Below are 12,396 nucleotides of genomic sequence, written 5' to 3'. Positions count from 1 at the left end.
CCGCTGACGGCCCTTTTTGTTAGCGTTTTTCCGCCAGCCCTTTGCTGAGCGCGATGCCCAGCGGCAGCCAGAACAGCACCCAGGTTTCCCGGGGGTTGCTGATGATAAACATCCCCTGCGAGGCCATAAACACCAGCGCGTAAAACAGGATCGCCAGACTGTAGCGGCTGTCGGTGCGGCGCTTGCGCCACGCCTGCCATAGCCCACAGGCAATGACCGCCAGCAGCAGCAGTAACCCCACGATGCCGCCTTTCAGCAGGGCACCCATATACACGCTGTGGGTGGTAGTGATGTGCTCGCCGCTGTAGTTGATGAAATCCAGTTCATAGCTGAAGCCGCGCCCCAGCCACGGCTGGCTGGCCATCTCCGACAGCGTATGATGCCAGATGCTCAGGCGCAGCCCGCTTTGGGTGCCAAGCTCTTCGAAACGGGCGAGCAGCATGTCGCCCACCGGCGTCATGACCAAAAGCAGCGCTACCAGCACAGCCAGCGCCGCGGCGATCAGCAGGTTGCGGCGGGTGAAGACGTGCAGGTGCAACGTGCAGCCGACCGCCAGCACCAGGGCGATGATCGGCCCACGGCTTTGGGTGAGCAGCAGCATCACCAGCATGATGACCACCGGCAGATAGAGCCAGTGGCTGGCTTTTTCTTTCAGTAGCATGCCGCAGATTAAAATGCCGATGCCGCAGTAACCGGCAAGATCGATAACGTTCGTTGGCCCGGGGTTCTCGGGGGAGACCGCTCGTGCAGTGAGGACCAGCGTGTGGTCGATAATCAGCGTCCACAGGGAGAGCACGGTGATCCCGCCAACCACCGCCAGCATGGCCAGGCGGCGGGTTCGTTCGTCGCTGAGCAGCATCGTCATCAGCAACAGATACCCCGTCAGATACACGCCGTGGGTGATCGGCGAGTCAATATGCTGTGGCGTATGTCCCCACAGGTTACTGAGGGCGTAATAGATAAAGAAAGCTGCCAGCAGCGTCCAGGTCTGCCACTGCTCGCGTAACAACCCGGCCAGCGCCTGGCGGTTTTCCTGGCGTACCAGCGACAGCAATAGCAGCAGGATCGATAAATGCAGCAGATTATTGGTCCGGGTGGACATGCAAAAAATCGCGCTGAAAAATAAAAACAAAGGAAAGACAATCGAGTAACCCTGTCTGGCGAAGTTACTCACTTTTAAAGTACTCATTAAACGCAACCTTTTCGAAGATAGTATCCGGCACAGCGCTTTCTGGGGAAAAATTAATCACCCGAATCTGACGTTGCTGCAGTACCTGCGCGGCATGCGCAAAGGAGGGCATGACGAGGGTATCCACTTTTGTTGCCAGGTAAGAAGGCAATTTTTCTTGTTGTGTTTCGTAGAATCGCGGCTGGTTAAAGTTGGTCATATCCAGGCCGCTCACCAGGATAGTATTGAAGCCCAGCCAGGCGAGAATTTGCAGCGCCCAGTAGACCACCGTGCCGGCATCAAAGATGCCCTGGCGAATATCGGTGCTAAAACAGATATCCGGGCGCTGAGGATGAAAGCACATCGCCGCATTCTGCTGGTAAGTGCGCTTTATCGCTTCGCTGGCGACTTTCGGCTGGTAAATCTTATAGCAACCGTCCTCAATCAACGCCAAACGGCAGCGTAGTGCGTCCCCATAGCGATCGAGGATTTTGGCGATCCCGTGCATGGTGGTGAACAGCAGAATCTCCGGCTGGCTGACAATGGCGCGGATAATATCAGGCTTCTTATCGAAAAATTCCATGTCGACGATGGTATAGAGCGAAAAGTGCAGCCGGTCGGCAAGATGCCAGGCGCCATTGACGCCCATCACCGGGATCGTTTTCGACAACAGGGAAAAATCGATATTGCGGGTTGAGGGGCCGGTGGCGGTCAGCAGGACTTCGCCCTGCATGCTGTTTTTCAGCGCGCTCAGGCTGACCAGCGGCACCGTTTTCCCTTTATAGCGTAACGCGCTGATTTCGCCGCTTGGCGCGCGCGTAATACGGGTAAAAGGCCACAGATTTTCATTGTGGCGATAAGCGCGAGGGCGCGTATAGCGGTAGATCTGTTTAAACAGGGATCCCATCAGCGCAGCCCCTGATTTTGCAGGAGAAGATGAACCCGGCTGGCCGGAATATCGCTGGTGCTGGTGCTGTTTTCCGGCCTGACGATATGCTGGTTTTTACCGTATCCGCCAATCAGCCCCGGATCGGTCGGGCCGTAGAGCGTGAAGTTCGGTTTATCCAGCGCGGCGGTCAAATGACTCAGTCCGGTATCGACCGAGACGACAGCCCGGGCGCTGGCCAGAACCTGCGCCACCTGCTCAAGGCTCATGCGCGGCAGCACTTCAACATACTCCCGGCCTTCCGCCAGTCGTTTTGCCCGCGCCTCTTCGTGCGGGGCGCCCCACGGCAGCTTAATACGGACGCCGCTGTCGGCCAGCAGATCGAGAAGCTCCTGCCAGCGGGTTTCCGGCCAGTGTTTATCATCGCGGGTGGTGGCGTGCAGGAACACCAGATAGGGCGCGGCAGCGCTAGCCCCGTGCTGCAGGAAATGGCGCGCAATGGCGTAATCCCCTTGGGTCTGGGGTTTCGCGTAGCCGAGGCTTTTGGCGAACAGCTCACGGGTACGCTCCACCGCGTGCTGCTGTTTCTCGATATGGTGGCGGCGGTTGTAAAACAGGCTGGCCAGCGGCTCGCGGGCCGTTTGCCAGTCCATACCGTGCTTCACGCCGTGCGCCAGGCGAGTGACCAGCGCGGCGCTTTTCACCAGCCCCTGGGCGTCGATGATGGCGTCATACTTTACCGCCTGAACGGCCTCGCGGAAGGCTTGACGCTCCGCTTTAATCGGCGCGGAAAACCAGGCTTTACGCCAGCGGCGGATCGCCACCGGGATCACCCGCTCGACGCTTTCATGCCAGGAGGGGATCTGCGCGAAACCCTCTTCAACCACCCAGTCGAAGCGAATGCCGGGGATGGCCTGCGCAGCGTCGGTTAGCGCGGGCAGCGTGTGCAGCACGTCGCCCATGGACGAGGTTTTTACGATCAATACCCGCATCCGTTACGTTTCCTCGTGCTCGGTTTTTTCCGCTAACAGTTCGTTCAGCTCTTGCAGGACGCGTTCTGGGGTGATGTCGATCAGGCTCTGATGATAGCCTTCCGCGGCATCGCCTTTGCGCACCTTGTGGTAGCCGCTAATCAGGCGGATAACCCGCGCTTTATGCGACAGCGGCGGGGTGAAGTCCGGGCTGCTCGGGCCATACAGCGCCACCAGCGGGCGGTCCAGCGCGGCCGCGACGTGCATCAGCCCCGAATCGTTAGTCACTACAGCTTTACAGGCGGCGATCAGAATGACCGCCTGCTCCAGCTGGGTTTCACCCGCCAGATTACGGCACCAGGCCTGCTGCTCGCTGCTGAGGGCGGCGATGATCTCTTTGCCGGCCTCGTTATCTTTCGCCGAGCCGAAAAGCGCAATCTGATAGCCATCGTCGATGAGCTTTTTAGCCAGCGCAGCATAGTGATAGTGCGGCCAGCGTTTGGCCGGACCGAATTCCGCGCCGGGACAGAAGCCGATGATCGGCCGCTCGTTTGAGAGATTAAAGGCGTTGCAGGCCTGTGATTTTTCGCCATCGTTAACCTGCAGCTGCGGCCACAGCAGCGGCTGCGGCAGATCTTTGGCGCAGCGCATCACGCCGTTGTCGTAGGCCAGCGCCACGTAGCGTTCCACCATCAGCGGCCAGGCATCTTTGTCCAGTACCCGGGCGTCGTTGAGCAGGCCGTAGCGCATCTCGCCGCGCCAGCCGGTGCGCAGCGGGATGTTGGCAAAGAAGGGGACTAATGCCGATTTAAACGAGTTCGGCAGCACGTAAGCGCGATCGTAGCGACGCTCGCGCAGGCTGTGGCCGAGCTTGCGGCGTTCGCCGATAGCCAGCGCGCCGTGGCCCAGCGGCATCGGGATCGCTTCATTCACTTCCGGCATGCGCGATAGCAACGGACGGCACCAGGCTGGCGCCATCACGTCGATAATCGCCTGGGGATAGCGCGCCCTGAGCGTACGATAAAGACTTTGCGACATCATCATGTCGCCCACCCAAGACGGGCCTACCACCAGAATTTTCATGTTATCTCTTACGCATCCCGATTCAGCCAGGCCATATATTCCGTTACGCCTTCGGCAACGGTTTTGAACGGTTTGTCATAGCCCGCTTTGCGCAGGTTAGTCAGATCCGCCTGGGTGAATGCCTGGTAGCGGCCTTTCAGTTTGTCCGGGAACGGGATGTACTCAATGCTGCCTTTTTTATGGAAAGCCAGGGTCGCATCGGCAACCGCCTGGAAGGATTCCGCGCGGCCGGTGCCAAGGTTGAAGATCCCGGACACGCCGTTTTCCCAGAACCACAGGTTGACGTCTGCCACGTCGCCCACGTAGACGAAGTCGCGCTTGAAGCCGTCGCTGCCTTCGAACAGTTTCGGACTTTCGCCATTATTCAGCTGGGTGTTGAGGTGGAAAGCGACGCTCGCCATGCTGCCTTTGTGGCCTTCGCGCGGCCCGTAGACGTTGAAGTAGCGGAAGCCGACGATCTGCGAATTGGCTTCCGGCAGGATCTGGCGGACGTATTCGTCGAACAGGAATTTGGAGTAGCCGTAGACGTTCAGCGGCTGTTCGTACTCACGGGACTCGATGAAGTCGCTGGTGCGCCCGCCGTAGGTGGCGGCGGAAGAGGCGTACAGGAACGGGATTTCACGCTCCAGGCAGTAGTGCAGCAGCTCTTTAGAGTACTGATAGTTGTTATCCATCATGTACTTGCCATCCCACTCTGTGGTGGAAGAGCACGCGCCTTCGTGGAAGATCGCTTCGATTTCACCGAACTCTTCACCCGCCATTATCTGGATCAGAAAGTCTTCTTTATCCATGTAGTCAGCGATGTTCAGGTCAACCAGATTCACAAACTTGGTGCCGTCTTTCAGATTGTCGACAACCAGAATGTCGGTGATGCCTTTGTTATTCAGCGCTTTAACGATGTTGCTGCCGATAAAGCCTGCGCCGCCGGTAACGATGATCATAACTGTACCTTTGAAGTTGGGAGCCCGAAGACAATCCGGGCATGAATGCTCATATCATATCACCACATGAGCAAGCCTACAGCCATTCGCAGAATAAGGTGCTGGGCTGACGTGATTTATGCTGCAAATAATTCATTCAGGCCTGCATCATCTCGTATCAGCGTATAGCTTTGGGTAATATGTGCCAAATTTTGCCGAATCTGGAGAGTTGCAATGCGTGGTGATTTCTACAAACAGTTAACGAGTAATCTGGAAACCGCTCGGGCCGAAGGCTTGTTCAAAGAAGAGCGGATCATCACCTCGGCGCAGCAGGCGGACATTACCGTCGGCGACAGCCATGTGATTAACTTCTGCGCCAATAACTATCTGGGTCTGGCGAACCACCCGGAACTGATTGCCGCAGCGAAATCCGGCATGGACAGCCACGGTTTCGGGATGGCCTCGGTACGCTTCATCTGCGGCACCCAGGATACGCATAAGCAGCTGGAGAAGAAGCTGGCCGATTTCCTCGGTATGGAAGACGCGATCCTCTACTCCTCCTGCTTTGACGCCAACGGCGGCCTGTTTGAAACGTTGCTCGGGCCGGAAGACGCCATTATCTCCGACGCCCTGAACCATGCCTCGATCATCGACGGCGTGCGCCTGTGTAAAGCGAAGCGCTTCCGCTATGCCAACAACGATATGCAGGAGCTGGAAGCGCGTCTGAAAGAAGCCCGCGAGGCCGGCGCGCGTCACGTGCTGATCGCCACCGATGGCGTCTTCTCGATGGATGGCGTGATCGCCAACCTGAAAGGCGTTTGCGACCTGGCGGATAAATACGATGCGCTGGTGATGGTCGATGACTCCCACGCCGTCGGCTTCGTCGGCGAAAACGGCCGCGGCTCTCATGAATATTGCGACGTGATGGGTCGCGTCGACATCATCACCGGCACGCTGGGTAAAGCGCTGGGCGGCGCCTCCGGCGGCTACACCGCCGCGCGCAAAGAGGTGGTTGAGTGGCTGCGCCAGCGTTCTCGTCCGTATCTCTTCTCCAACTCTCTGGCGCCGGCCATCGTAGCCGCCTCCATCAAAGTGCTGGAGATGGTTGAAGAGGGTGCAGACCTGCGCGATCGGCTGTGGGCTAACGCGCGTCTGTTCCGCGAAAAAATGACCGCGGCAGGCTTCACGCTGGCGGGCGCCGACCACGCCATCATTCCGGTGATGCTGGGTGAAGCGGTGGTGGCGCAGAACTTTGCCCGCGAGCTGCAGAAAGAAGGGATCTATGTCACCGGCTTCTTCTATCCGGTGGTACCGAAAGGCCAGGCGCGTATTCGCACCCAGATGTCGGCGGCGCATACCCCTGAACAAATTGAGCGTGCGGTGGAAGCCTTTACCCGCATCGGCAAACAACTGGGCGTCATCGCCTAATAAGGGTGTGAGATGAAAGCGTTATCCAAACTGAAAGCGGAAGAAGGCATCTGGATGACCGACGTACCGGAACCGGAAGTCGGCCATAACGATCTGCTGATTAAAATCCGCAAGACCGCCATTTGCGGAACCGACGTGCACATCTACAACTGGGATGAGTGGTCGCAGAAGACCATTCCGGTGCCGATGGTGGTCGGTCACGAATACGTCGGCGAAGTGGTGGGGATTGGTCAGGAAGTGCGCGGCTTTAAGATTGGCGACCGCGTCTCCGGCGAGGGGCATATCACCTGCGGCCACTGCCGCAACTGCCGCGCGGGCCGCACCCATTTGTGCCGCAACACCATCGGCGTGGGCGTCAACCGCCCGGGCTGCTTTGCCGAGTATCTGGTGATCCCGGCTTTTAACGCCTTTAAAATCCCCGACAATATCTCTGATGACCTGGCGTCAATCTTCGACCCGTTCGGCAACGCGGTGCACACCGCGCTCTCCTTCGATCTGGTCGGGGAAGATGTACTGGTTTCCGGCGCCGGTCCGATCGGCGTGATGGCGGCGGCGGTGGCGAAACACGTCGGCGCGCGTAACGTGGTGATCACTGACGTCAACGAGTACCGTCTGGAACTGGCGCGCAAAATGGGCGTCACCCGCGCGGTGAACGTGGCCAAAGAGAACCTCAATGACGTGATGGCCGAGCTGGGCATGACCGAAGGTTTCGACGTGGGCCTGGAGATGTCCGGCGCGCCGCCGGCGTTTCGCAGCATGCTCGATACCATGAACCACGGCGGCCGTATCGCGATGCTGGGTATCCCGCCGTCGGATATGTCCATCGACTGGACCAAGGTCATCTTCAAAGGGCTGTTTATTAAAGGGATCTATGGTCGCGAAATGTTCGAAACCTGGTACAAAATGGCGGCGCTGATCCAGTCTGGTCTGGACCTTTCACCGATCATCACCCACCGCTTCGGCATTGATGATTTCCAGAAAGGTTTTGACGCGATGCGCTCCGGCCAGTCCGGTAAAGTGGTTCTGAGCTGGGAATAACGCCTCCGGGCTGTTGTAAAAATCAGCAAAAAAGGCGCCTGCGGGCGCCTTAATTTAGATTTGGATAACATTTTTAGCCTGCTTAATATTAAGCGCACAATTTCTACATCGATTTTACGGTTATTCGCTTATACAGTGTGTTTAGTCGCGGTTTAACTTTGTAACTATCATGCTTAAACTCTCCGTATGCTTACTGACCTGTAACTCTGCGCGCCTGCTGATGGAGGTGCTGCCGCCGCTGCTGAAGGTGGCCGATGAATGTATCGTCGTCGACTCCGGCAGCACCGACGAAACGGTCTCTATTTGTCAGCAGTTTGGTCTCACCGTCCATCATCATGCCTATAAAGCCCACGGCGCCCAGATGAACTATGCCATCGGGCTGGCCAGCCATGACTGGGTGCTGTGTATGGATAGCGATGAGATTCTTGATAACGACGTGGTGGCGGCCATTCAGGCGTTAAAAGCGGGCGAGGAGCCAGACCCAACCTGCGCCTGGCGTCTGCCGCGCTACTGGTTTGTGCTCGGCACGCAGGTGCGGACGATCTACCCTATTTCTTCGCCGGATTACCCGGTGCGTCTCTTTAACCGCCAGCAGGCGCGGTTTAACGACCGGCCGGTGGATGACCAGGTGGTCGGACACGCACGCTCCGTCAGGCTGCCGGGCTTTGTACGCCATGACACCTTTTATTCGCTGCATGAAGTGTTTAATAAGCTGAACAGCTATACCACCCGGCTGGTGAAGTACCAGCAGATCAAACCTTCGCTGACGCGGGGGATCGTCAGCGCCATTGGCGCTTTCTTTAAGTGGTATCTCTTTAGCGGAGCGTGGCGCTATGGCAAAGTCGGCGTGGTCACCGGCCTGTACGCCACGTTTTACAGCTTTCTCAAATATTTTAAGGCGTGGTACGCCCACGAAGATAACCAGGCGCCCGTCGCGCAAAAGCGAACGGACCCCTGAGTGGTCTAGTTGCCGGGATTGTCCCAGCCCTGCCATTTGAGGCGATAGTACTGGACCAGCGCGCTCTGGCTGATGCTGTCGCTGAGGATAGTGAAGAAGCGGCTGGCGTTCACGGGCTCCAGCGGGCGCTTCGGCTTGCAATACTTCACGCCGTGGAACGGATTACGCGGCTTCTGCTGCTGCGGCGGCGTTTGTTGCGCGGGCGGCTGAGCGTAGTTTGGCGTCGAGTTGTCGACCTGCGGCTCGTTGAGCAGGCTGCTCGGGCGCACCAGCGTGATATCCGGCGGCAGGTTATAGACCATCTGCTGCAGCACCCGCACCGTCGTTGGATGCGGATGGCCAATGGCTATTGCCGAACCGTTGCGCCGCGCCAGGGCGATGGCGCGATTGAACTGGGTGCGGATATCGGCTTCATTCTGCGTATCGTCAAGAAACACCTTGCGCTTAATCACCTTCACCCCGGTGCCCTGCGCGGCGCGCATGGCCTGGGTGTTGCCGATGGTGACGCTATCGAGAAAATAGAGATTGTAGCGCTCCAGGGCCTGCATCACCTTCTGCATACCAAACAGGTTGGAGGTCATCGCGCTGCCCATATGGTTATTCAGCCCGACGGCGTAGGGAACTTTGCCGTAAGCCTCGCGAATGATGCGCTCGATCTCCTCGCTGCTCATTTCGGGACGCAGGGTGTCTTTTTCCAGCGGCTGTTTGCTGAGCGGCGCCATCGGCAGGTGGATGAGCACTTCATGGCCCAGATTATGCGCTTTAGTGGCCATTTCCCGGGCGTGCGGCGCGTTCGGCAGCACGGCGACGGAGATAGTTGACGGCAGCGCCAGCACCTGATTCTCGGTCTGCGGGCGGTAGCCAAAATCGTCAATAACGATGGAGAGTTTGCCAGCGAACGCTGGCGCCGCCAGAGCCAGCGAACCGGCTACGGCAAGAGCAATTGCGCGAAATTGAAGCAAAACTTATCTTCCCAACCACGGCTGTGGATTGACCGCCTGACCCTGGCGGCGAATTTCGAAATAGAGCGACGGACGGCCCTGACCGCCGCTGCTGCCTACGAGCGCGATAGGCTGACCGGCACGAACCTGCGTACCGACGCTGACCAGCGCGCTTTGGTTATAGCCATACAGGCTCATGTCGCCTTTGCCATGTTCGACCACCACCACCAGACCATAGCCCTGCAGCCAGTCGGCCAGAATGACCCGACCATCGGCAATGGCTCTGACTTCGGTGCCTTCAGACGCGGCGATAACCATCCCTTTCCAACGTAGTTCACCTTGCAGCTGTTCGCCATATCGATGAAGGAGCGGACCGCGAACCGGCCAGAACGCCTGGCCGCGCGGCGAGCCCAGCCCGCCGGTGCGTGACATCAGCGAACGCTCGCTTTCCGTTGGTTTATAGGTGGTGCCTTTGCGCGATGCTTCCTGCTGGCGGTCGCGCACCGCCTGCGCATCGCGAGCTTCCCGATCGGCTCGGGCTTTGGCGGCAGCCTCCGCCTGGGCGATACGACCGCGTAGGCGCGATTCGTTAGCCCGCAATTCACTTAACTGTTGCTGACCCTGCTGAATGGCGGACTCCAGACCGGAAAGGGTCTTTTTCCGTTCGTTACGCGCCTGCTCCAGCTTCGCCTGCTGGGCTTTTTGTTCGTAGACCAGCGTCTGCTGCTGGCTCTGCTTCTCTTCGAGCATCGACTTTTGCACCGCCATCTCTTCGCGCGTTTTCTTCAGCTCCGCAATAGTCTCCTGACGGGCCTGGTTGAAATAGCTGAAGTAGACCTGCATCCGCTGATTGCGCTGGCCCTCTTCACCGCTCAGCACCATCTGGATGCCGGTATGCGGCCCCTGGCGGAACGCGGCGTCAAGCTGCGCGGCGAGGTTACGTTCCTGAGACGCGCGCTGACGCTCCAGCTTCGCGAGAGAAGCGTTCATCTCGTCAATCTGCTTATTGAGCTGGTTCAGGCTGTCCTGGGTTTCACGCAGTTTGCGGGCCGCGGCGGCGATCGCCTCTTCCTGCGCTTTGAGCTGGGCGAGCAGGCTTGCGCGCTGCTGCTGCTGTTGCTTAATCGCCCGCTGCCTGGCGGCGATGTCGGCCTGGATGGACTTTAGCTGATCGCGATCGTCGGCGTGCGCAGATGACGCGCACAGCAATACGCCAGCGCTGAGCGCGCTGGCGTAAAGGACGGATCGAACTGCCGTTGCGATCCATGTAGTTGAATACGTCGCCTTTCCCCTCATGGGGAAGGATTATTCCACGATGAACAGCGGCTTGCCAGTCATCTCTTGCGGGATTTCCATTCCCATCAGCGACAGCATGGTCGGGGCGATGTCGGAAAGTTTACCGCCATTGACCGCTTTGACCACTTTGTTACCGACGTAGATCAGCGGAACCGGCAGATTGGTATGGGCGGTGTGCGCCTGACCGGTGGCCGGGTCGCGCATCTGCTCGGCGTTGCCGTGGTCGGCGGTGATCAGCAACTGGCCGCCAACGGATTCCACCGCCTGAGTCACCTGGTCGATGCAGTGATCCAGCGCTTCAACCGCCTTCACTGCCGCTTCCATCACCCCGGTATGGCCAACCATATCGCCGTTCGGGTAGTTACAGATGATGGTGTCGTATTTGCCACCTTTGATGGCGGCGACCAGTTTCTCGGTCAGCTCGGCGGAGCTCATTTCTGGCTGCAGATCGTAGGTTGCCACTTTTGGTGAGTTAATCAGAATACGCTCTTCGCCTTTAAACGGCTCTTCTACGCCGCCGTTGAAGAAGAAGGTGACGTGAGCGTATTTCTCGGTTTCGGAGATGCGCAGCTGGGTTTTATCGTGCTTCGCCATCCACTCGCCGAAGGTGTTAGCCAGTGAGGCGGGCGGATAAGCGCAGGCGACTTTGATGTCGGCGGCGTATTCGGTGAGCATCACGAAGTCGAGGTTAACCACTTTCTTACGCGCGAAGCCGTCGAAGTCGGCGTTGACGAAGGCGCGGGTGATTTCACGCGCGCGGTCAGCACGGAAGTTCATGAAGATCAGCGCGTCGCCGTCTTCCATCGCGGCATCGGCCTGGCCGGCGGCGCGGATAACGGTGGCTTTGACGAATTCGTCGTTTTCGTCACGGGCGTAGGCGGCCTGCAGACCCGCGACGGCGGTATCGGCCTGGAATTCGCCTTTCGCCAGGGTCATCAGATCATAAGCTTGTTCCACGCGATCCCAGCGGTTATCGCGATCCATGGCATAGTAGCGGCCAATAATAGACGCGATGCGGCCTTTGCCCAGCGCGGCAAATTTGGCTTCGAATGTCGCCAGCGTTTTTTCCGCGCTGCGCGGCGGCGTATCACGGCCATCAAGGAAGGCGTGCAGATAGATTTTCTCAGCGCCGCGCTCTGCTGCCAGCTCCACCATCGCCATGATGTGATCTTCGTGGCTGTGGACGCCGCCCGGAGACATCAGGCCCATGATGTGGACCGCTTTACCGGCGGCAACCGCTTTGTCGACCGCGGCGGTGAGTACCGGGTTGGCGAAGAAGGTGCGTTCTTTAATTTCAACATCGAGACGGGTCAGGTCCTGGTAGACGATACGACCGGCGCCCAGGTTGACGTGGCCTACTTCGGAGTTCCCCATCTGACGGTCCGGCAGGCCGACTTCCAGGCCAGATGCATCGATCAGGGTATGCGGACGTTTGGCCCACAGGGCGTCCATTACCGGCGTTTTAGCGCTGTAAATGGCGTTATCCTGTTGGTCTTCGCGATAGCCGTAGCCATCCAGAATCACCAGTACCATAGGTTTTTTAGAAACCGACATTGCGACAACCTCATGCTCAAAGACAGAAATTTTGCGTAATTTTACTACAGCTGAATCGTTTAAATCCCCGTGAAAGATCAAAGAAAGGGAAGGGGCGGCGTCAGAGGCGATGATGAAGGCGGCTTTTTTTTCGTGACCGCCCGCAGAAAATAC

The 12,396-nt window shown here is 58.4% G+C and carries 11 protein-coding genes; 3 read left to right on the top strand and 8 right to left on the bottom strand.

Annotated elements, in window-relative coordinates; genetic code table 11:
• Positions 1 to 19: 19 nt before the first annotated feature.
• Genes NKJ21_RS10425 through rfaD form a run of 5 tightly spaced genes read right to left on the bottom strand, consistent with a single transcriptional unit; the run spans position 20 to position 5,049 of the window.
• Positions 20 to 1,189 (bottom strand): O-antigen ligase, encoded by a 1,170-nt coding sequence (locus NKJ21_RS10425; RefSeq protein ID WP_048268317.1) that lies wholly within the window; start codon positions 1,187 to 1,189, stop codon positions 20 to 22.
• Positions 1,167 to 2,075: a sugar glycosyltransferase gene (locus NKJ21_RS10420; protein ID WP_012540313.1), complete on the bottom strand. Its 909-nt coding sequence runs from the start codon at positions 2,073 to 2,075 to the stop codon at positions 1,167 to 1,169. The genes NKJ21_RS10425 and NKJ21_RS10420 overlap by 23 nt, the downstream gene beginning before the upstream one ends.
• Positions 2,075 to 3,046, bottom strand: coding sequence for a lipopolysaccharide heptosyltransferase RfaC (gene rfaC / locus NKJ21_RS10415; protein WP_110221742.1), 972 nt, complete (start codon positions 3,044 to 3,046; stop codon positions 2,075 to 2,077). Before rfaC ends, NKJ21_RS10420 begins: the two co-directional genes overlap by 1 nt.
• Positions 3,047 to 3,049: 3 nt before the next feature.
• Positions 3,050 to 4,108: an ADP-heptose--LPS heptosyltransferase RfaF gene (gene rfaF / locus NKJ21_RS10410; protein ID WP_254732886.1), complete on the bottom strand. Its 1,059-nt coding sequence runs from the start codon at positions 4,106 to 4,108 to the stop codon at positions 3,050 to 3,052.
• An 8-nt stretch (positions 4,109 to 4,116) separates the two neighbouring features.
• A complete protein-coding gene (gene rfaD / locus NKJ21_RS10405) occupies positions 4,117 to 5,049 on the bottom strand; it encodes an ADP-glyceromanno-heptose 6-epimerase (protein WP_110221743.1) in 933 nt (310 codons plus the stop codon).
• A 213-nt stretch (positions 5,050 to 5,262) separates the two neighbouring features.
• Here rfaD and kbl point away from each other — a divergent pair, with 213 nt between their 5' ends.
• From kbl to NKJ21_RS10390, 3 genes are all read left to right on the top strand, one after another.
• On the top strand, positions 5,263 to 6,456 hold the full coding sequence (gene kbl / locus NKJ21_RS10400; RefSeq protein WP_012967063.1) for a glycine C-acetyltransferase: 1,194 nt from the start codon (positions 5,263 to 5,265) through the stop codon (positions 6,454 to 6,456).
• 12 nt (positions 6,457 to 6,468) lie between these two features.
• Complete coding sequence (gene tdh / locus NKJ21_RS10395) at positions 6,469 to 7,494, top strand: L-threonine 3-dehydrogenase (RefSeq protein ID WP_004205051.1); 1,026 nt, start codon at positions 6,469 to 6,471, stop codon at positions 7,492 to 7,494.
• Positions 7,495 to 7,663: 169 nt separating this feature from the next.
• Positions 7,664 to 8,452: a glycosyltransferase family 2 protein gene (locus NKJ21_RS10390; RefSeq protein ID WP_012540315.1), complete on the top strand. Its 789-nt coding sequence runs from the start codon at positions 7,664 to 7,666 to the stop codon at positions 8,450 to 8,452.
• 5 nt (positions 8,453 to 8,457) lie between these two features.
• Here NKJ21_RS10390 and NKJ21_RS10385 read toward each other — a convergent pair whose 3' ends face one another.
• Genes NKJ21_RS10385 through gpmM form a run of 3 tightly spaced genes read right to left on the bottom strand, consistent with a single transcriptional unit; the run spans position 8,458 to position 12,243 of the window.
• Positions 8,458 to 9,414, bottom strand: a complete 957-nt coding sequence (locus NKJ21_RS10385) for a divergent polysaccharide deacetylase family protein (protein WP_008806852.1) — start codon at positions 9,412 to 9,414, stop codon at positions 8,458 to 8,460.
• Positions 9,415 to 9,417: 3 nt separating this feature from the next.
• Positions 9,418 to 10,689: a murein hydrolase activator EnvC gene (gene envC, locus NKJ21_RS10380; RefSeq protein ID WP_008806853.1), complete on the bottom strand. Its 1,272-nt coding sequence runs from the start codon at positions 10,687 to 10,689 to the stop codon at positions 9,418 to 9,420.
• A gap of 9 nt (positions 10,690 to 10,698) precedes the next feature.
• A complete protein-coding gene (gene gpmM, locus NKJ21_RS10375; RefSeq protein ID WP_048963834.1) occupies positions 10,699 to 12,243 on the bottom strand; it encodes a 2,3-bisphosphoglycerate-independent phosphoglycerate mutase in 1,545 nt (514 codons plus the stop codon).
• Positions 12,244 to 12,396 lie beyond the last annotated feature (153 nt).

Source organism: Klebsiella sp. SWET4 (genome assembly GCF_024296565.1).
Classification (GTDB): domain Bacteria; phylum Pseudomonadota; class Gammaproteobacteria; order Enterobacterales; family Enterobacteriaceae; genus Klebsiella; species Klebsiella variicola.
This window is presented reverse-complemented; position numbering and strand designations above follow the sequence as displayed.

Excerpts from the sequence above, each read along its gene's own strand:
- NKJ21_RS10425 (WP_048268317.1), bottom strand. The coding sequence starts at position 1,189 with ATGAGTACTTTAAAAGTGAGTAACTTCGCCAGACAGGGTTACTCGATT.
- NKJ21_RS10420 (WP_012540313.1), bottom strand. The coding sequence starts at position 2,075 with ATGGGATCCCTGTTTAAACAGATCTACCGCTATACGCGCCCTCGCGCT.
- rfaC (WP_110221742.1), bottom strand. The coding sequence starts at position 3,046 with ATGCGGGTATTGATCGTAAAAACCTCGTCCATGGGCGACGTGCTGCAC.
- rfaF (WP_254732886.1), bottom strand. The coding sequence starts at position 4,108 with ATGAAAATTCTGGTGGTAGGCCCGTCTTGGGTGGGCGACATGATGATG.
- rfaD (WP_110221743.1), bottom strand. The coding sequence starts at position 5,049 with ATGATCATCGTTACCGGCGGCGCAGGCTTTATCGGCAGCAACATCGTT.
- kbl (WP_012967063.1), top strand. The coding sequence starts at position 5,263 with ATGCGTGGTGATTTCTACAAACAGTTAACGAGTAATCTGGAAACCGCT.
- tdh (WP_004205051.1), top strand. The coding sequence starts at position 6,469 with ATGAAAGCGTTATCCAAACTGAAAGCGGAAGAAGGCATCTGGATGACC.
- NKJ21_RS10390 (WP_012540315.1), top strand. The coding sequence starts at position 7,664 with ATGCTTAAACTCTCCGTATGCTTACTGACCTGTAACTCTGCGCGCCTG.
- envC (WP_008806853.1), bottom strand. The coding sequence starts at position 10,689 with ATGAGGGGAAAGGCGACGTATTCAACTACATGGATCGCAACGGCAGTT.
- gpmM (WP_048963834.1), bottom strand. The coding sequence starts at position 12,243 with ATGTCGGTTTCTAAAAAACCTATGGTACTGGTGATTCTGGATGGCTAC.